Origin of the sequence: Halopseudomonas pertucinogena (assembly GCF_014646575.1) — a bacterium.
GTDB classification, from domain to species: Bacteria; Pseudomonadota; Gammaproteobacteria; order Pseudomonadales; family Pseudomonadaceae; genus Halopseudomonas; species Halopseudomonas pertucinogena.
This window is the reverse complement of record NZ_BMNN01000004.1, coordinates 215,924-233,426: the sequence shown is the minus strand read 5'-3', so window position 1 is coordinate 233,426 and position 17,503 is coordinate 215,924. Positions and strand designations below refer to the sequence as shown.

The 17,503-nt window shown below is 62.6% G+C and carries 20 protein-coding genes; 6 read left to right on the top strand and 14 right to left on the bottom strand.

Annotated elements, in window-relative coordinates:
- Positions 1-20 precede the first annotated feature (20 nt).
- Together IEW63_RS10585 and IEW63_RS10580 are read right to left on the bottom strand one after the other, a co-directional pair.
- The gene (locus tag IEW63_RS10585) at positions 21-293 is read right to left on the bottom strand and encodes an HU family DNA-binding protein (RefSeq protein WP_188636673.1); all 273 of its coding nucleotides are present in this window, start codon (positions 291-293) and stop codon (positions 21-23) included.
- 201 nt (positions 294-494) lie between these two features.
- Positions 495-656: a rubredoxin gene (locus tag IEW63_RS10580; RefSeq protein ID WP_188636585.1), complete on the bottom strand. Its 162-nt coding sequence runs from the start codon at positions 654-656 to the stop codon at positions 495-497.
- A gap of 132 nt (positions 657-788) precedes the next feature.
- Here IEW63_RS10580 and IEW63_RS10575 point away from each other — a divergent pair, with 132 nt between their 5' ends.
- The 4 genes from IEW63_RS10575 to phoR all read left to right on the top strand — a co-directional run bounded on the left by IEW63_RS10575 (position 789) and on the right by phoR (position 4,345).
- Positions 789-1,310, top strand: a complete 522-nt coding sequence (locus IEW63_RS10575) for a chorismate--pyruvate lyase family protein (RefSeq protein ID WP_188636584.1) — start codon at positions 789-791, stop codon at positions 1,308-1,310.
- 75 nt (positions 1,311-1,385) lie between these two features.
- Positions 1,386-2,228 (top strand): 4-hydroxybenzoate octaprenyltransferase, encoded by an 843-nt coding sequence (ubiA, locus tag IEW63_RS10570; protein ID WP_373288227.1) that lies wholly within the window; start codon positions 1,386-1,388, stop codon positions 2,226-2,228.
- An 80-nt stretch (positions 2,229-2,308) separates the two neighbouring features.
- Positions 2,309-2,998: a phosphate regulon transcriptional regulator PhoB gene (phoB, locus tag IEW63_RS10565; RefSeq protein ID WP_188636582.1), complete on the top strand. Its 690-nt coding sequence runs from the start codon at positions 2,309-2,311 to the stop codon at positions 2,996-2,998.
- A 39-nt stretch (positions 2,999-3,037) separates the two neighbouring features.
- On the top strand, positions 3,038-4,345 hold the full coding sequence (phoR, locus tag IEW63_RS10560) for a phosphate regulon sensor histidine kinase PhoR (protein WP_188636581.1): 1,308 nt from the start codon (positions 3,038-3,040) through the stop codon (positions 4,343-4,345).
- Here phoR and IEW63_RS10555 read toward each other — a convergent pair.
- Both IEW63_RS10555 and IEW63_RS10550 read right to left on the bottom strand, forming a co-directional pair.
- Complete coding sequence (locus IEW63_RS10555) at positions 4,342-5,175, bottom strand: response regulator (protein WP_188636580.1); 834 nt, start codon at positions 5,173-5,175, stop codon at positions 4,342-4,344. The genes phoR and IEW63_RS10555 overlap by 4 nt on opposite strands.
- A 77-nt stretch (positions 5,176-5,252) precedes the next feature.
- Entirely contained in the window at positions 5,253-6,410 is a 1,158-nt protein-coding gene (locus IEW63_RS10550) for an iron-containing alcohol dehydrogenase (protein WP_188636579.1), read from the bottom strand.
- Positions 6,411-6,660: 250 nt separating this feature from the next.
- Here IEW63_RS10550 and IEW63_RS10545 point away from each other — a divergent pair, with 250 nt between their 5' ends.
- Positions 6,661-6,975, top strand: a complete 315-nt coding sequence (locus tag IEW63_RS10545) for a c-type cytochrome (protein ID WP_188636578.1) — start codon at positions 6,661-6,663, stop codon at positions 6,973-6,975.
- A gap of 105 nt (positions 6,976-7,080) precedes the next feature.
- Here the strand turns inward: IEW63_RS10545 and phoU are convergent, their stop codons facing one another.
- From phoU to IEW63_RS10520, 5 genes are all read right to left on the bottom strand, one after another.
- The gene (gene phoU / locus IEW63_RS10540; RefSeq protein ID WP_188636577.1) at positions 7,081-7,815 is read right to left on the bottom strand and encodes a phosphate signaling complex protein PhoU; all 735 of its coding nucleotides are present in this window, start codon (positions 7,813-7,815) and stop codon (positions 7,081-7,083) included.
- 16 nt (positions 7,816-7,831) lie between these two features.
- Positions 7,832-8,614 (bottom strand): phosphate ABC transporter ATP-binding protein PstB, encoded by a 783-nt coding sequence (gene pstB, locus IEW63_RS10535; RefSeq protein WP_229710470.1) that lies wholly within the window; start codon positions 8,612-8,614, stop codon positions 7,832-7,834.
- A gap of 122 nt (positions 8,615-8,736) precedes the next feature.
- Positions 8,737-9,618, bottom strand: a complete 882-nt coding sequence (pstA, locus tag IEW63_RS10530) for a phosphate ABC transporter permease PstA (protein WP_188636575.1) — start codon at positions 9,616-9,618, stop codon at positions 8,737-8,739.
- Complete coding sequence (gene pstC / locus IEW63_RS10525; RefSeq protein ID WP_229710452.1) at positions 9,618-10,553, bottom strand: phosphate ABC transporter permease subunit PstC; 936 nt, start codon at positions 10,551-10,553, stop codon at positions 9,618-9,620. The genes pstA and pstC overlap by 1 nt, the downstream gene beginning before the upstream one ends.
- Before the next feature lie 113 nt (positions 10,554-10,666).
- On the bottom strand, positions 10,667-11,473 hold the full coding sequence (locus IEW63_RS10520; protein ID WP_229710451.1) for a phosphate ABC transporter substrate-binding protein: 807 nt from the start codon (positions 11,471-11,473) through the stop codon (positions 10,667-10,669).
- 302 nt (positions 11,474-11,775) lie between these two features.
- Between IEW63_RS10520 and IEW63_RS10515 the strand changes: the two genes are divergently transcribed.
- On the top strand, positions 11,776-12,168 hold the full coding sequence (locus IEW63_RS10515; protein ID WP_188636573.1) for an acyl-CoA thioesterase: 393 nt from the start codon (positions 11,776-11,778) through the stop codon (positions 12,166-12,168).
- A gap of 107 nt (positions 12,169-12,275) precedes the next feature.
- Here IEW63_RS10515 and IEW63_RS10510 read toward each other — a convergent pair whose 3' ends face one another.
- The 5 genes from IEW63_RS10510 to uvrD all read right to left on the bottom strand — a co-directional run bounded on the left by IEW63_RS10510 (position 12,276) and on the right by uvrD (position 17,475).
- Positions 12,276-12,407, bottom strand: coding sequence for an entericidin A/B family lipoprotein (locus tag IEW63_RS10510; protein ID WP_188636572.1), 132 nt, complete (start codon positions 12,405-12,407; stop codon positions 12,276-12,278).
- Between the two features lie 173 nt (positions 12,408-12,580).
- Positions 12,581-13,249, bottom strand: coding sequence for a thiaminase II (gene tenA, locus IEW63_RS10505; RefSeq protein WP_188636571.1), 669 nt, complete (start codon positions 13,247-13,249; stop codon positions 12,581-12,583).
- Positions 13,250-13,336: 87 nt separating this feature from the next.
- Positions 13,337-14,332 carry a bile acid:sodium symporter family protein gene (locus IEW63_RS10500; protein ID WP_188636570.1) on the bottom strand — a complete coding sequence of 332 codons (996 nt, stop codon included), beginning with the start codon at positions 14,330-14,332 and terminating at the stop codon, positions 13,337-13,339.
- Between the two features lie 81 nt (positions 14,333-14,413).
- Positions 14,414-15,178, bottom strand: coding sequence for an NYN domain-containing protein (locus IEW63_RS10495; RefSeq protein WP_373288226.1), 765 nt, complete (start codon positions 15,176-15,178; stop codon positions 14,414-14,416).
- Between the two features lie 116 nt (positions 15,179-15,294).
- The gene (gene uvrD / locus IEW63_RS10490; protein ID WP_229710450.1) at positions 15,295-17,475 is read right to left on the bottom strand and encodes a DNA helicase II; all 2,181 of its coding nucleotides are present in this window, start codon (positions 17,473-17,475) and stop codon (positions 15,295-15,297) included.
- Positions 17,476-17,503: the final 28 nt, after the last annotated feature.

Sequence of the window (17,503 nt, the reverse complement as noted above, 5' to 3'; positions counted from 1 at the left end):
GGGCCCTCCGGCTGCGAGCCTCAGTTGACCGAGTCTTTCAGACCCTTGCCCGGTTTGAAGGCGACGGTGTTGCTGGCCTTGATCTTGACTGGCTCGCCGGTCTGCGGGTTCTTGCCGGTGCGGGCGCCGCGATGACGCTGCAGGAAAGTGCCGAAGCCAACCAGAGTGACGGTGTCCTTGCGGCTCAGGGCCTGGGTGATTTCATCGAGAATTGCGTTAAGCGCGCGGTTAGCCTGTTCCTTGCTCAGGTCTGCCTTTTCGGCGATGGCCGCTGCGAGTTCCGGTTTACGCATATGAAGCCTCACTTTCAGTGTTGTTTTTGTTTTTCGCTGCTGCGCAGCACTGCTTCCGGCCCGCCTTGCCTGGCTCTGGGCCGCTTCGAGCTCGCACAGCATCGCACGACTCAAACATGTGCGCCAGCCATTTACCCGCCGACGCCCGCCTGTTATCGCCCATTTGGCGGAAAAAGCCAAGAATGTCTCACTACTATTTCTCTAGCCGATCAGCTCGAAGTCATCCTTGCCCACGCCGCAATCCGGACACTGCCAGTCCTCCGGAACGTCCTCCCACGCCGTACCCGGGGCGATGCCATCTTCCGGCCAGCCCTCGGCCTCGTCATAGATGAAACCACAGACAATGCACTGCCACTTTCTCATGCAACCGGCTCCCCAACTGAGATCCGCTACAGGTTAGCTGCTTCGCGCGGGCGCAGCCAGCAGCACAAAGCCCGGGCCAATCATGCTACCCTCTGCTCTCGCTTCAACACCGATACAGCGCCAAGGACTTCCATGTGCATCCCCGACTGGCAACCTGCCTCCCTTCACCCGCAGCGCCCCGGCGGTGCCCTGCTGGACTGGCTGGTTGATGAGGGCTCGCTGACCCGTCGGTTGATTGCTGCAGGACGCGACGATTTCCGGGTAGAAGTGCTGACCCAACAGCAGCAACCGGCCCGGGCCGACGAGGCTGCTGCGCTCGGCCTGTCCGCCGGGCACCCGCTGTGGATCCGCGAGGTGCTGCTGCACACGGCAGGAGCGCCCCGCGTGTTTGCCCGCACCGTCGCCGACCTCCAGGCCTTCCGCGCCGCGGGCGTGCACCTGGAGGACCTCGGAAGTCGCAGCCTGGGAGAGCTGCTGTTCAGCGATCCGCGCATCCGCCGCGAGCCGATCGAGATCAGCCCCTACCCGGCCGACTGGCTACCCTCGCCCCTGCGGGCCGAGCATTGCTGGGCAAGACGTTCACGCTTCAGCAGCGAACGCCTGCAGCTGCTGGTGTGCGAAGTCTTTCTTCCCGGCTGGCCGCCTGCGGCCTGATACACCCACCCCGTTTCGGAGATCATCGTGACCGGCCTGCTGATCAAACCCCTCGCCCGCCTGCATCCCCGCGCCATGGATTTCATCCAGTTGATGCGGCTGGACAGACCCATCGGCATCTATCTGTTGCTGTGGCCCACGCTCTGCGCGCTGTGGCTGGCGGCAGGCGGTATTCCGGACCCTGTGCTGCTGGCGGTGTTCGTCGCCGGCGTGGTGCTGATGCGCTGCGCCGGTTGCGTGATAAATGATTTTGCCGACCGCAAGGTGGATGGCCATGTCAGCCGCACCCGCAACCGACCGCTGGCCACCGGACGCATCAGTTCACGGGAAGCCCTGGTCACCTTCGCCATTCTGGTGGCACTCAGCGCCTCGCTGCTGCTGTGGACCAACCTGCTGACCTTCAAGCTGGCCCTGATCGCCGTGGTGCTGGCCACGGTCTACCCCTTCTGCAAGCGCTTCACCTTCTATCCCCAGGTGGTACTCGGCGCCGCCTATTCCATGGCCATCCCGATGGCCTTTGCCGCCCAGGCCGGCGAGCTGCCCCCGGCGCTCTGGCTGCTGTATATCGCCAATCTGCTGTGGACAGTGGCCTATGACACCGAATACGCCATGTGCGACCGTCCGGACGACCTGGTGATCGGGGTCAAGTCCACCGCCATCCTGTTCGGCGAAGCGGACCGGTTGATGGTCGGCCTGCTGCAGGGCCTGACGCTGCTGTGCCTGCTGCTGGTAGGCAGTCGTTTCGAACTGGGCCTCTACTGGCTGCTCGGGCTGCTGGCGATGGCGCTGAGCTTCGGCTGGCAACACTGGCTGATCCGTGACCGCGAGCCCCAGGCCTGTCTGGCGGCGTTCCTGTCGAATCACTGGAGCGGCATGCTGGCTTTCATCGGTCTGGCGCTGCATTTCCAGTTCGGCTGAGCCGCCGCCGGCGCAGTAATACAACTGCAACAAAATTGTTATCTAATCGTCTCGTCAGAAATGCAACCGGACGGAGCACCATGGCAGACAAGACCATACTGATCGTTGACGACGAAGCCCCCATTCGGGAAATGATTGCCGTTGCGCTGGAGATGGCCGGATACAGCTGCCTTGAAGCGGAAAATGCCCAGCAGGCCCGTGCGGCGATCATCGATGCCCAGCCGGACCTGATCCTGCTCGACTGGATGCTGCCGGGCACCAGCGGCATAGAACTGGCCCGACGGCTCAAGCGCGACGAGTTGACCAGCAGCATCCCGATCATCATGCTCACCGCCAAGGGTGAAGAGGACAACAAGGTCCAGGGGCTGGAGGTGGGTGCAGACGATTACATCACCAAGCCCTTCTCCCCCCGTGAGCTGGTGGCGCGCCTCAAGGCAGTACTGCGCCGGGCCGGCGCGATGGATGACGAGACACCCATCGAAATCGGCGGGCTGTGCCTGGATCCGGTGAGCCACCGGGTCACCATCGATGGCAAGCCGGCCGAGATAGGCCCTACCGAATACCGGCTGCTCCAGTTCTTCATGACCCACCAGGAGCGCGCCTATACTCGCAGCCAGTTGCTGGATCAGGTGTGGGGCGGCAACGTGTATGTCGAGGAGCGCACGGTCGATGTACACATTCGTCGCCTGCGCAAGGCGCTGGGCAGTGACTATGAAGGGCTGGTCCAGACCGTACGCGGAACCGGATACCGGTTCTCCACCAAGAGCTGATCACAGGACGGATCACTCACCACCTATCGGGAAGCACGGGTGAAGACGAACTGGTTTACTGCCATCCTCGGCAGACTGTTCTGGCTGCTGGCGATCTGCGTCGCCGTTGGCTGGGCCGTGGGTCAGCCGGCCTGGGCACTGGTGATCGGCCTGGGCGCGTACCTTGCCCATACCCTGCGGCAGACCCAGCGGCTGCAGAACTGGCTGCATACCCGCCCGGGCGAACCGCCGCCCGAGGCCCGGGGGCTGTGGGGCAACATCTTTGATGATATCTACCGCATCCAGCGCCGCGATCAGCGGGCGCGCGCCCGGCTGCAGGGGATCATCGAGCGCATCCAGACCTCCACCGCCGCTCTGCGCGACGGTGTGGTCATGCTTGATAAGGAAGGCCACCTCGAGTGGTGGAACCACTCCGCCGAGCAGCTGCTGGGGCTGCGCGCGCCCGATGACAGCGGTCAGCACGTGCACAACCTGCTGCGCGATCCCCGCTTCGTCACCTATTTCGACAACGGCGATTACCGCGAACCGCTGAACATCCCCTCTCCGCTGCGCACCACCACCTGGCTGCAGTACAACATCACCCGCTATGGCAACGGCGAGCGGCTGATCCTGGTCCGCGACGTGACCCGGCTGCACAACCTCGAACAGATGCGCAAGGACTTCGTAGCCAATGTGTCCCACGAGTTGCGTACGCCGTTGACGGTGCTGGTGGGGTATCTGGAAACCATGATCGACGCCGATGACGGCAGCCATCCCCGCTGGACGAGACCGCTGGTCCAGATGCAGCAGCAGGCCCAGCGCATGCAGAGCCTGCTGAACGATCTGCTGATGCTGTCGCGACTGGAAACAGCCAATGTGCGCGCCGACGAGAAGCCGGTCCGGATCGATCTGATGCTTCCCGGCATCCGCAAGGATGCACTGGCCCTGTCAGGCGACAGGCAGCACCAGATCACCCTGGAATGCAGCACCCAGGCGCCCTTGCGCGGCCTGGAGACCGAATTGCGCAGTGCCATTTCCAACCTGGTGTACAACGCCGTGAAGTACACCCCCGAGGGTTCCAGCATCCACGTCAGCTGGAGTCGGGACGAGACGGGAGCACGCCTGAGCGTGACGGATAACGGCCCGGGGATTACTGCAGACCACCTGCCGCGGCTGACCGAGCGCTTCTACCGAATCGACTCAAGCCGCAACAGCAGCACCGGCGGCACCGGGCTGGGTCTGGCCATCGTCAAGCACGTGATGATGCGCCATCAGGGCGAACTGAAGATCACCAGCACGCCGGGCAAGGGCAGCACGTTCACCTGCCTGTTCCCCGCTGAACGTCTGATCGAGGAAAGCGAAGACTAGCCGGCACCCGCGATCATCAGCGACAGTTTCTCCAGCTTGTCGGGGTCCTGGTCCACGAAGCGGATCACCACCAGCAGCCATTCGCTGTCCAGCCGCTCCTCCAGCGCCGACAGCGAATGCAGATATCCGTTGATCCGCGCCACCGCACTTCCCTCGCTGCCCTGCTCAAGATCCAATACCGCACTCTCGAACAGACTGGGAATCTGCTCACCGCGACGCACCAGCAGCTGGGCATCTCGCAGGCTCAGGCGCCGGATCACGCAGGCGTGCTGCTGCCCCGCGACCCGCAGCTGAGCGCGGGCCGGCGAGCGCAATACCACTTCCTGGGGCTCCTCCACGGCTGGCTCTGCCGACGGCGCCGCCTTGCGTGCGCCCAGCAGCGCATTCACCGACTCCTGGGCATGGCCGGTGCTGGCCTGCACCGGTCGGCCACGCAGCTGCTGCAGCTTGCCACTGCGCTGCAGGGCCTTGCTGACCTTGGCTATCAGCTGTTCGTTGCTGAACGGCTTGCCGACATAGTCACTGACGCCGGCCTGAATGGCCTGAACCACGTTGTCGCGGTCGCCGCGACTGGTGACCATGATGAAGGGGGTCTTCTCCTGACCGGGTTGCGCCCGCAGCCACTGGAGCAGCTCCAGACCGCTGAGTTCCGGCATTTCCCAGTCACAGAGAATCAGGTCGAATGTCACGCGCCCGAGCACCTGTCGGGCCTTGCTGCCGTTTACCGCCTCTTCGATCTGCAGCCCGGGAAAATGACTGCGCAACGCCTTCTTGATCAGGTCGCGGATGAAGGGTGCATCATCCACCACCAGAACGGACACATTTGCCATGGAACTTCTCTCGATCGGTCAGGGCTCAAGCTTAGCCCAGACCGATCGCAAAAACCCAGCATTGCGCGCCGGCGCTTTTACAGCTTGCCGGTCAGCGCATTGAGGAACAGCTGACGGTATTCGCCGGCGTCGAGCTGACGGGCGTTGGTCCGCGCAGTGACGTCCTTGACCGACATCTCGCCGACCAGGTCGGCGCGGGCGTCGTCGATACCGATCTCTGCCAGGGTATGCGGCAGTTCCAGCTCCGCACGCAGGCTCAGCACCCAGTCCAGCAAACCGTTGAAGTCGGCGTTGGGCAGGCCCAGATAGCGGGCCGCGCGGGCGGTCTCGGCCTCGATCGCCGGTCGGTTCATCTGCATCACGTAGGGCATGACGATGGCATTGAGCAGGCCGTGGTGCGAGTCGTACAGCGCGCCTATGCTGTGCGACACCGCATGAATCGCGCCCAGGCCTCGCTGGAAGGCGGTGGCCCCCATGCTGGAGGCGACCAGCATCTGCAGCCGGGCGTCGATATCCTCGCCGTTGCGCACCGCGCGGGGCAGGTATTCCTTGACCAGACGCATGCCTTCCAGGGCGATGCCCTCTGCCATCGGATGGAAGGTCGGCGCGAGGAAGGCCTCGAGGTTATGGGCCAGCGCATCCATACCGGTGGCGGCGGTGAGCTTCGCCGGCAGCCCCACGGTCAGCAGCGGGTCGAGGATGACGATGGAGGGAAGCATGCGCGGATGGAAGATGATGCGCTTGGTGTGGTTCTTCTCGTCGGTGATCACCGAGGCATTGCCCACTTCCGAGCCTGTGCCTGCGGTGGTGGGCACGGCCACTACCGGCAGCATGCGCGATGCGTCGACGTTCGCCGGGTTGCGCGCTTCCCAGAGGGAGCAGTCCTGACGGGCCACCAGGGCCACCGCCTTGGCCGCGTCGATGGCCGAGCCACCACCAAAGGCGATCACCCCGTCATGGTTGCCGGCCTGGAGCGCCGCCACGCCATCGAGTACGTTGCCGCCGGTGGGGTTGCCCTTCACCGCGCTGAACAGCCCCACCTGCAAGCCGGCTTCACGGCACGCCTGCAGTGCCTGCTCGGTCACCGGCAGCGCCGCCAGGCCCGGGTCGGTGATCAACAGGGGAGCCTGCATTCCCAGCTGCTTGCAGCACTTGCCCAGCTCCTGCAGCCGGCCGGCGCCTACACGGACGTTGGTGGGGTAGGTCCAGTTATTACTGTAAGAAGCAATTTCCATGTAGACTCCAATTCATCCAATATGACGGTGGGATCGTTCATTTCCGGTGGAACGACCGTTTCGATACACAGTCTATTTGTGTATCGGCATATACTCAAATGCCCCGAGCACATTTCACACACGCTGTATGTGTGTCGATTTGTCACTTGAATAATCGTTCTTAATAAGCCATTTTTGTCAGCATACCTGCCGCGAAAGCGTGAGCGCCAAGCAGGAGCTGCTTTTCCGATTAGTCTTTCGAGGATACACCATGAAATCTTACCTGATGCCCCTGGTTGCTGTAGCCGCACTGACAGCCGCCCACACCGCTACCGCCGCCACCGGCGAAGAACTGCTCCAGAGCAAGGCCTGCGTTGCCTGCCACCAGGTAGACACCAAGATGGTCGGCCCGGCCTATAAGGAAGTGGCTGCCAAGTATGCAGATCAGGAAGACGGTCGGGAGCATGTGATCAACAGCATCAAGAATGGCTCCTCCGGGGTGTGGGGTCCGATCCCGATGCCGCCGAACGCGGTGACCGATGAAGAAGCCGAGATCCTCGCCGACCACATTCTGTCGCTCAAGTAGGTCTCACGCTTCCAGAACCCCGACGGCCAGAGCCCTCGGGGTTTTTTGTGTCCGGCAATAAAAAGCCCGGAACTGCAGTTCCGGGCTCTGGAAGTCAAAGCGGGATTACTTCGGTCTGCCCGACTTTTCCACTTCCTCGGCCATGCGCGTGAGGCCGATGTGCCGCACGTTGGTGCCTTCGACCATGTGGATGACGTGCTCGGCCACGTTGCGCGCATGATCACCCACCCGCTCCAGGGAGCGCAGGATCCAGAGGATGTTCAGCACCCGACTGATCGAGCGCGGGTCTTCCATCATGTAGGTGACCATTTCGCGCATGGCGGTCTTGTATTCCCGGTCGACCACCTTGTCTTCGCGGGCAACTTCCAGCGCCTGCTGGCTGTCGTAGCGGGCGAATGAGTCCAGCGACTGCTGCACCATCTTGTGTACGTGGTAGCCGATATGACGGCATTCGACGTAGCCCCGTGGCGCCTGGCCCTCCTCGATCAGCTGCAGTGCCCGGCGGGCAATCTTCGAGGCCTCGTCGCCGATACGCTCCAGATCGACGATGATCTTGCTGATGTTGACCACCAGGCGCAGGTCGCTGGCAGCCGGCTGGCGGCGGGCCAGGATGCGCATGCACTCCTCGTCGATCTGCCGCTCCATGGCGTTGGTGGCCTTGTCGTTCTCGCGGACCTTCTCCGCCAGCTCGCCGTCTGCCTCGATCAGCGCGGTCAGCGCATCGTGCACCTGCTTCTCCACCAGCCCGCCCATCTCCAGCAGACGAGTGCGCAGGGATTCCAGCTCATCGTTGAACTGCTGGGAAATATGCTGGGCGAAGCCCTCCGTATCTCTTGTCATGGCATCATCCCCCTGGTTAGCCGTAGCGACCGGTAATGTAGTCTTCTGTCTGTTTCCTGCTCGGGTTGGTGAACAGCGTATTGGTATCGCCGAACTCCACCAGTTCGCCCATATACATGAATGCGGTGTAATCGGACACCCGCGCCGCCTGCTGCATGTTGTGGGTAACGATGACGATGGTGTACTCGTTCTTCAGCTCGTTGATCAGCTCCTCGATCTTGAGCGTGGAGATCGGGTCCAGCGCCGAAGCCGGCTCGTCCAGCAGCAGTACCTGCGGCTGGATGGCGATCGCCCGGGCAATGACCAGACGCTGCTGCTGACCGCCGGACATGCCGAAGGCGTTGTCATGCAGACGGTCCTTGACCTCGTCCCACAGGGCTGCCGAGCGCAGCGACTGCTCAACCACTTCGTCCAGCGTACGCTTGGAACGCACACCCTGCAGGCGCAGACCGTAGGCCACGTTCTCGTAGATGGTCTTGGGGAAGGGGTTGGGCTTCTGGAACACCATGCCGACATTGCGGCGCAGCTCGGCCACATCCACGTCGCGGTCATAGATGTTCTTGCCACCGATCAGCACCTCACCGGTGATGCGGCAGATATCCACCAGATCGTTCATGCGGTTGAAGCAGCGCAGCAGGGTCGACTTGCCACAGCCGGACGGACCGATGAACGCCGTCACCTTGCGCTCGGGGATGACCATATTGATGCCCTTGAGGGCCTGATCCTCACCGTAGTAGAGCTTCAGGTCGTTGACCTGGATCTTGGTTGTTTCGTTCTCCATGGACAGTCTGTCTCCCATTTCGGGCAATGCCTGGGCTGCGGAAATGGTCATCTTATCCGTTTGCGGAGCGGTTGTTTGCATATTCATGTTCGACTCGATATTCATCTGGGGTTACCCGTATTCGTTCGGCAGCGGCGCTGTCAGGAGCTGGTCTTGTAGCGTTTCTGCAGCTTGTTGCGCAGCAGGATCGCAAACAGGTTGAGCACCACCACGATCAACAGCAACAGCAGCGCCGTGCCGTACTGCAGATGACGGGTCTGTTCGATATTGGTACCCGCCGTGGCCAGCACATAGATGTGATAGGGCATGGCCATGACCTCGTCGAAGATCGAGTCGGGCAGTTTGGCCGTGGAAAACACCGCAGCGGTGAACATGATCGGCGCGGTTTCACCGGCGGCGCGACTGATGCCGAGGATGAAGCCGGTCAGCATGCTCGGCAGCGCCGGCGGCAGCACCACCCGGTAGATGGTCTGCCAGCGCGTAGCGCCCAGCGCCATGGAAGCCAGGCGCATGTTCTTGGGTACCGCACGCAGGGCCTCCTCGGCGGCACCGATCACCAGCGGCAGAATGAACGCCGCCAGGGTCAGGGAGCCGGCGATGATACTGACGCCCAGATCCATGATGATGACGAAGAAGGCCAGACCGAACAGACCGTAGACCACCGAGGGTACACCGGCCAGGTTGACCACACCCTGGCGGATCATGCGGACCCAGAACCCGTCCTTGGCAAACTCGTTGAGGTAGATTGCCGTGCCGACACCGATCGGGAAGGCCACCAGGATGGAACCCAGGCTCAGATAGATGGTGCCCAGGATGGCCGGCAGGATGCCCCCTTCGGTCATGGCGTTGCGCGGCATCTCGGTGAGGAATTCCCAGTTGATCGCGGAAATGCCGTTGACCGCGATGAACAGCAGGAAGCCCACCAGCGCCAGCAGGTTGAGGATGGCCGTGGCGCCCAGAATGCCGAATGCCACCTTCTGGACATTGCGTCTGCGCTTGTTGCGACTCTCGGAAGCGAACATCAGATGGCCTCCCCGACGCGGCGATATTTGTTGGCGAAGTAGGACGCCAGCAGGTTGAACAGGAAGGTGATCAGGAACAGCACCAGACCGATGGCAAACAGCGCGTGGTAGTGATCACTGCGGAACGCGGCGTTGCCCATCTCGGCGGCGATGTTGGCAGGCATCGGCCGCACCGGGTCGAAGATCGACTCCGGAATCATTGCCGCGCCACCGGCGACCATCAGCACCACCATGGTCTCGCCGATCACCCGGGCGATGCCCAGCACCACCGCGGTGGCGATCCCGGTGATCGAAGCGGGGAACACCACACCACAGATCGTCTCCCAGTGGGTGGCGCCCAGGGCCAGCGCACCGTCCTTCATGGACTTGGGCACGCTGTAGATGGCGTCTTCGGCAATACTGGCAACGGTCGGCACGGCCATCAGCGCCAGCAGCACACCGGCGTTGAACACGTTGAGGCCGGTATCCAGATTGAATACGTTTTGCAGCAGGGGGGCTATCACCGCCATGCCGACGAAGCCGATCACCACGGTCGGCAGACCTTCGATCAGCTCGATCACCGGCTTGAGGATGCCGCGCATTCTCGGCGAGGCAATCTCCGCCAGATAGAAGGCGGTGCCCACGCCCAGGGGTACGGCAATCAGGGTCGAGACCACCACGACGCTGATGCTGCCGACGATCATCGGGAAGATGCCGTAATCCGCCGGATCATAGGTGGGATACCAGGCCGAACCGAGGAGGAAGTCCTTGATCGAGATCTTCTCGAAGATCGGCAGGCCTTCCATGACCAGGAATACCAGGATGAGGCCGAGAATGATGACGCCGGTGGCGCTCACCACCAGAAAGAACAGATGCACCAGCAGATCCATCGCGCGGCTGCTGATCAAAGGCTTTTTCTGGGCCTGAAAGGTGATAGGTGACGTTGCTGTTGACATGATTGCTCTCTGTTTCAAGGCTCCGGATGCAGCCTCAGCCAAGGCGAACGCCAGGCTGAGCCTGGCGTTCGGTAAGACCTTGATTGGAAAGGGCTTTTCCCAGCCCTGCCCTATCAGTACATCGGCACGTAGCCAGTCGATTCGACCGCCTTCTGACCGTGCTCCGGGTGCAGCACATACTGGATGAACTTCAGCGTCTCGCCCTGCGGCCAGTTGTTGGTGAAGATCCACAGGGTACGGGCAACCGGCCAGCTGCCGTCACGTACGGTATCGTGGCTCGGCTCAACACCGTCCAGGGTTACCGGCTGCAGCTTGTCGTTCAGGTAGCCGATGCCGACATAGCCGATGGCGTTGCGGTTGCTGGTAACGGCCTGGGCAATGGCGCCGTTGGACGGCAGCAGCTGGGTAGCCGGGCTGACACGATCCCCCTTGAGCACCCGCTCGACCCATACACCGTAGGTGCCGGAAGAGGAGTCGCGGGAGATGGAGACGATGCGCTTGTCTTCGCCACCCACTTCGCTCCAGTTGGTGATGGAGCCATTGTAGATGCCGCGCAGCTGCTCGGAGGTCAGTTCCTTGACCGGGTTGTCAGGGTGAACCACCGGCACGATGCCGTCGGAGGCTACGGCGAAGGGTACAATGTACACACCGTTGTCATGGGCCTGCTGAACTTCGCTGTCCTTGATCCAGCGCGAGGACATGCCGATGTTGGCCATGCCGTCGATCACTGCACGGATACCATTACCGGAGCCGGTGCCGGCAACGGAGAAGGTGGTGCCCGGGTTGTCCTTGGTGTACGCCTCGGTAGTGGCCTGCATGATCGGCAGTACAGTGGTGGAGCCATTGACGCTCAACTGCTCGGCGAACACCGGGCTGGCCAGTAGGGCGCATCCGGAAATGGCAACTGCTGCAAATTTCATCAAACGTTTCATTCCAGTCTCCTCAGACTTAGCGTGAACTACTTGTGTCAGCAGCACTTTCCGACTCCCTCCCCTGAGGCACCGCCAGAAGCCCGCTTTTTACAACTCCTTTCCAGGACAGGGGCCATTATGTCCACGCTTTATTGCAGGAATGTTTCAATGAAAAAAACCAGCCAAGGGCCACCAGTGCAAGGGCAGCGACTCCTTGCAGCGCCCCCCGTAGCACCGTAAGATTGCGCTTTCTCGAGAGCATCCGTCGACGCTGGCGGAACACCAGAACAACAACATCTGCAGAGCAGTTCATGCAAGACCTAGATCAAGATCCCGTGCCCCAGGGTGAACTGGCACTCAAAATCACCACCTTACCCCGCGACTGCAACAGCTTCGGCGATATCTATGGTGGCTGGCTGGTCGGTCAGATGGATATCGCCGGCACCAGCACCGCCGCGCGCATTGCCCGTGGCCGCGTGGCAACCGTTGCCATCGACCGCATGGGCTTCATGGTCCCCGTGCCGGTGGGCGCCCAGCTGGGCTTTCATTGCAAGGTGCAGGATATCGGCCGCAGCTCGATCACCATTCTGGTGGAAGTGTGGAGCGACGCCCACAACTACAGCGAAAGCCGCAAGGTGACCGAAGCTACCTTCGTATTTGTCGCGATTGACGATCGCGGACGCACCCGGGTCATTCCCAACTGAGTCTGCACGGGCAAAGACCGGAGTGATGAAGTACTGAGGGGAGTTGATGGTAATCGCCGCCGTGCGGCGGCGTACTGGCCACCCATAACGGGCGGCCAGGTAGTGCATCAGCGGTCAGCAGCGTCTTCCAGCTTTTCACCCCCTCGCTGAATGTCCTGCCCTGCTCCCTGCATGGTGTTACAGCCGGCCATGAACAGAACCATCATTCCGAGCAATACTGATTTCAGTGTCAGACTCATAATTGACTCCAGCATTTTTATTGAGCATCAGTCACGCGCTAATATCGGCGTGGGTCAGGCTGAATGAAGCGCAGCCACACTTATTGACAGCGAAGGGGCTGGGCTGGTTCAGCCGGGATATGTCGGAACAAATGCGCACATGATCTGCCGCCCGCCCCCGGGCGGCGGGTCGGCTACATGCGCTGGTTCAGGCCCATGTCCCAGAAGTCGATTTCCAGGCGGGTAGCGTCGCGGAAGATGCGCACCAGCTGCTCGAAACGCCGCGGCGAGACTTCCGCCAGCTCGCGGTTGAGCCACTCCAGTTCCATGGCGGCGGCCTGCTGGAACGCCTCTCCTTCGTACATCCGCATCCAGTGCTCGTAGGGGTTGCTGTCGCCGCGCACCGTCTCGCTGCGTTGTGCCAGCCACTTGCCGATCTGGGCATAACCGATCAGGCAGGGCACCAGCGCCACATGCAGGTCAAGCAGGTCCCCACGGTTGCCAGTGTCCAGTACGTAGCGGGTGTAGGCCAGGGTGGCGCGGGCTTCGGGCAGGGCCTGCAGCTCCGCTTCGGAGATGCCCCACTGACGGCAATATTCGATGTGCAGCCCCAGCTCCAGACCGATGATCGCTTCCAGACCAGCCTTGGCCTGGCGCAGGTCGTCGAGGGTCGGGCTCTTGTAGGCCGCCAGGGCATAGGCGCGGCCGAACTGGATCAGGAACAGATAATCCTGTTTCAGGTAGTGGCGAAAGGCATCCTCTGCCAGAGTGCCGTTGCCCAGCTGCTGGACGAAATCATGCTTGATATAGGCATCCCACTCGCTCTGACAGGCCTGCCGAAGATCTTCAAAAGTAAATGCCATTTCTTATCTCACTGATTCTGGTGGGTTTTTTGTGGCCCATACGATAACCCGGGCGGGGTGGAAAGCAAGTTGCCACCCCGCAGGCCATCAGGATGCGGGGGTACTGCTGCCCTCCGGCACCTCCGGACGGCGGGCATAACGCTCCGCCAGCACCGCGCAAACCATCAGCTGAATCTGATGGAAAACCATCAGCGGCAGGATCATCGCGCCCATGCTGCCCCCGGCAAACAGCACCTGGGCCATGGGCACGCCAGTCGCCAGGCTCTTCTTCGAGCCGGCAAACAGGATGGTGATGCGGTCTTCGGTGTTGAAGCCCAGCCGCCGTGCCAGTTGCTCCACCAGCACCAGCACCAGCGCCAGCAATATGCAGCAGGCGATCAGCAGCCCACCCAGTTGCGTCAGCGGGATGGTCTGCCACAGCCCCTCCACCACCGAGGCGCTGAACGCACCGAACACCACCAGCAGGATCGACCCCTGGTCAACGTTTTTCAGCCAGCTCTTGTTCTGCTCGACCCAGCTGCCGATCCAGCGCCGCGCCACCTGGCCGGCAACGAAGGGCAACAGTAACTGCACGGTGATCTGGCCGATCGCTCCCAGGGTGTCACCACTGCCGCCCTCGGCACCCAGCAGTAACACGACCAGAAACGGCGTGATGAAGATACCCAGCAGGCTGGAGGTGGCCGCGCTGCACACCGCCGCTGCCACATTACCACGCGCCAGCGAGGTGAAGGCGATCGCCGACTGCACCGTGGCGGGCAGCGCGCAGAGAAACAGCATGCCCAGATACAGCTCGTGCCCCATCAGCGGCGCCAGCAGCGGCTTCAGCGCCAGCCCGAGCAGTGGAAACAGGATGAAGGTGCAGGAAAACACCAGCAGGTGCAGCCGCCAGTGCATCGCGCCGGCCCAGATGGCATCCCGGGACAGCTTGGCGCCATGCATGAAGAACAACAACCCGATAGCCAGGTTGGTGATCCAGCCAAATACCACCGCCGCCTGGCCCTGGACCGGAAGCAGGCTGGCCAGGACCATGGCGGCAATGAGGCACAGGGTGAAATTGTCGGGTAACAGGCGCGGGCGGGCCATTCGGACGGCTTCCTTCAACAACTGTTGGAAGCCGCCGAGTCTACCCGTGTCAGGCGTCGGAGGCCATCCGGTTCATGCCGCTCAGCTGGCGCTGCTCTCCGCGAGGTAAACGAACCAGCCCCCGCCTGAATCCTGTCGGACTTCCAGCAGGTCATAGGTCTTGAGCATGTCCAGCAGACCGGAATGGCCGTATCCCTTGGGCGTGAATGCAGGGTCAGTGCGCTTGAGATATTGCCCCAACGGCCCCAGGCCGACCTTGCCATCGGAGGACTCGCTGGCCAGCAGCGATACAGCTTCCACCACGAAACGTGGGCGCCGCTTGGCTGGTTTGCCGGCATCTCTGGCAGCATCCTTGCCGGGTTCGGCTTTCACCGGCTCGGTCCGGGCGGGCGTTTCCTTTCTGACCGGAGCCTTCTCGTCGGAATCGCCCGCCTCGGTGTCCATTTCGGCCAGTGACCATTCGAAGAACTGGTCGCTGGCGTTGCGCAGGGCTTCCGGGGTTTTCCCTTCACCGACGATGCATACCCGGGCCCCGCGCTCACGCAGCTTGCGGCAGAGATAGGCGAAGTCGGAATCGCTGGTAACGAGGCAGAATACATCCGCCCGTTGATCGAACATGATTTCCAGCGCATCCAGCGCCAAGGCGATGTCCGCCGTGTTCTTTCCTGATGCGTACTGATACTGGAGGTGTGGCGTGAACGCCAGTCGCACCAGCGCTTCCTGCCAGCGATTGGCGAGCGTCGAATGGTTGCCATAGCCCCGGCGCAGCACGACCCGACCGAACTGGGCCGCCATACGCAGGGCATAGGGAAGAATCTCCGGAGACACGTTGTCGCAATCAACCATGATTGCGACCGATACGTCCGTGCCATTGGAGAAGTCCTGTACCGTAGCGGATCGAGGTGTGCTGGCCATGGTCTGTCCCGTTTTCATGTTGTTGGTTGGGGTCGGTCGAGGCTGCGTCAGATCGCCTCCAGCTTCGCATAGGCCACCATCAACCACTTGCTGCCTTCGTCATCGAAGTTCACCTGAATCCGTGCCTGGGCGCCGTGGCCTTCGTAGTTCAGCACTACGCCCTCGCCGAACAGGGAGTGCTGCACCCGCTGGCCCAGGGCGAAGCCGGTGCTTTCACTGGCTTCCTGGGCAAACATGCTGCCCTTGCCCTTGCCGGGCCCGAAGGGGCGACTGACCTGATTGCCCAGACGCACTTCGCGGATCAGCTCGGCAGGAATCTCGCGGACGAAGCGCGAGACCTTGTTGAAGGTCTCGCTGCCGTACAGCCGGCGGGTTTCTGCCCAGGTGATGATCAGCTGCTGCATGGCCCGGGTAATGCCGACATAGGCCAGCCGCCGCTCTTCCTCCAGCCGGCCCGGTTCTTCCAGGCTCATCTTGTGCGGGAACAGCCCCTCCTCCATGCCGCTGAGGAACACCAGCGGGAATTCCAGTCCCTTGGCGCTGTGCAGGGTCATCAGCTGGACGCTGTCCTCGAACCGGTCGGCCTGGGTTTCGCCGGCTTCCAGCGAGGCGTGGGCGAGGAACGCCAGCAGCACATCGCCTTCCTCCTCGAACTCGATCATCTCGTTCTCGAAGGCCCGGGCAGCCGATACCAGTTCCTCAAGGTTCTCCACCCGCACCTGGCCCTTCTCGCCCTTCTCGTTCTCATGGAACGCCAGCAGGCCGCTGTGCTCGATCACCTGCTGGGCCATGCTGTACAGCGGCACGCCTTCGACCCGCTCGGCCAGATTCTCGATCAGTTGCAGGAATCCCTGCACGGCATTGGCGGCGCGGCCGGGCAGGCCCTTGTTGTCGAGCAGGTCGCAGGCGGCCTGCCACATCGAGACGTCCTGTTCACGGGCATGCTGGCGCAGGATTTCCACCGTGCGGTCACCGATGCCCCGGGCCGGCACGTTGATGATGCGCTCCAGCGCCCCGTCATCGCCGCGGCTGGCGACCAGCCGCATGTAGGCCATGGCGTTCTTGATCTCGGCGCGTTCGAAGAAGCGCTGACCGCCGTAGATCCGGTAGGGAATGGCCGCCCGCAGCAGCGCCTCCTCCAGCACCCGGGACTGGGCGTTGGAGCGGTAGAGAATGGCGATCTCACTGCGCGCCATGCCCTGGCCAACGGCTTCGCTGATCCGGTCGACGATGAACCGCGCTTCGTCCTGCTCATTGAAGCCGGCATACAGCGAAATGGGCTCGCCCTCGCCGCCGTCGGTCCACAGCTCCTTGCCCATGCGCCCGGCGTTGTTGGTGATCAGTGCGTTGGCCGCGTTGAGGATGGTCGCGGTGGAGCGGTAGTTCTGCTCCAGCCGGATGAGGTCGGCGCCCGGATAGTCCTGATGAAACTGCTGAATATTCTCGATCCGCGCGCCGCGCCAGCCGTAGATGGACTGGTCATCATCACCCACCACCATCAGGCTGGGATTGTTCCCGGCGATCAGTCTCAGCCAGGCATACTGCACCGCGTTGGTGTCCTGGAACTCATCAACCAGCAGATGACGGAAACGCGCCTGGTACTGCTCGCGCAGGGAGGGGTTGTCCCGCCACAGTTCCAGCGAGCGCAGCAGCAGCTCGGCGAAATCGATCACCCCGGTGCGGGCGCAGGCCTGTTCGTAGGCGCTGTAGATGCGCAGCATGGTGGTCAGGTACAGGTCACCGGCGGGCTGGATGTGCTGCGGACGGACGCCTTCGTCCTTCTGCCCGTTGATCCACCACTGGGCCTGACGCGGTGCCCACTGGTTCTCGTCCAGCCCCAGCTCGCGCACCACCCGCTTGACCAGCCGCAGCTGGTCGTCGCTGTCGAGGATCTGGAACTGCTCGACCAGCCCGGCCTCGCGCCAGTGGGCGCGCAGCAGCCGGTGGGCCAGCCCGTGAAAGGTGCCGACCCACATGCCCCGGGGCGAGATACCGAGCAGCTGCTCGATGCGCTCGCGCATCTCGGCGGCGGCCTTGTTGGTGAAGGTGACGGAGAGAATGCTCCAGGGCGAGGCCTTTTCCACCTCCACCAGCCAGGCGATGCGGTGTACCAGTACCCGGGTCTTGCCGGAGCCGGCGCCGGCCAGCACCAGCTGTTGCCCCGGCGCGGCGGTGACCGCCTGGCGCTGGGCGTCGTTGAGCGAATTGAGCAAATGAGAGATATCCATTGGCGGCATTCTACCCCGCCCGTCGTCT

Coding starts and splice junctions, on each gene's coding strand:
- pstB (WP_229710470.1), bottom strand. CDS start 8,614: ATGGGAGACAGACTGTCCATGGAGAACGAAACAACCAAGATCCAGGTC.
- phoB (WP_188636582.1), top strand. CDS start 2,309: ATGGCAGACAAGACCATACTGATCGTTGACGACGAAGCCCCCATTCGG.
- IEW63_RS10495 (WP_373288226.1), bottom strand. CDS start 15,178: ATGGTTGATTGCGACAACGTGTCTCCGGAGATTCTTCCCTATGCCCTG.
- IEW63_RS10555 (WP_188636580.1), bottom strand. CDS start 5,175: ATGGCAAATGTGTCCGTTCTGGTGGTGGATGATGCACCCTTCATCCGC.
- IEW63_RS10580 (WP_188636585.1), bottom strand. CDS start 656: ATGAGAAAGTGGCAGTGCATTGTCTGTGGTTTCATCTATGACGAGGCC.
- IEW63_RS10500 (WP_188636570.1), bottom strand. CDS start 14,332: ATGGCCCGCCCGCGCCTGTTACCCGACAATTTCACCCTGTGCCTCATT.
- phoU (WP_188636577.1), bottom strand. CDS start 7,815: ATGACAAGAGATACGGAGGGCTTCGCCCAGCATATTTCCCAGCAGTTC.
- uvrD (WP_229710450.1), bottom strand. CDS start 17,475: ATGGATATCTCTCATTTGCTCAATTCGCTCAACGACGCCCAGCGCCAG.
- IEW63_RS10520 (WP_229710451.1), bottom strand. CDS start 11,473: ATGAAATTTGCAGCAGTTGCCATTTCCGGATGCGCCCTACTGGCCAGC.
- IEW63_RS10510 (WP_188636572.1), bottom strand. CDS start 12,407: ATGAGTCTGACACTGAAATCAGTATTGCTCGGAATGATGGTTCTGTTC.
- pstC (WP_229710452.1), bottom strand. CDS start 10,553: ATGTCAACAGCAACGTCACCTATCACCTTTCAGGCCCAGAAAAAGCCT.
- IEW63_RS10545 (WP_188636578.1), top strand. CDS start 6,661: ATGAAATCTTACCTGATGCCCCTGGTTGCTGTAGCCGCACTGACAGCC.
- pstA (WP_188636575.1), bottom strand. CDS start 9,618: ATGTTCGCTTCCGAGAGTCGCAACAAGCGCAGACGCAATGTCCAGAAG.
- IEW63_RS10550 (WP_188636579.1), bottom strand. CDS start 6,410: ATGGAAATTGCTTCTTACAGTAATAACTGGACCTACCCCACCAACGTC.
- ubiA (WP_373288227.1), top strand. CDS start 1,386: ATGGATTTCATCCAGTTGATGCGGCTGGACAGACCCATCGGCATCTAT.
- IEW63_RS10515 (WP_188636573.1), top strand. CDS start 11,776: ATGCAAGACCTAGATCAAGATCCCGTGCCCCAGGGTGAACTGGCACTC.
- tenA (WP_188636571.1), bottom strand. CDS start 13,249: ATGGCATTTACTTTTGAAGATCTTCGGCAGGCCTGTCAGAGCGAGTGG.
- IEW63_RS10585 (WP_188636673.1), bottom strand. CDS start 293: ATGCGTAAACCGGAACTCGCAGCGGCCATCGCCGAAAAGGCAGACCTG.
- IEW63_RS10575 (WP_188636584.1), top strand. CDS start 789: ATGTGCATCCCCGACTGGCAACCTGCCTCCCTTCACCCGCAGCGCCCC.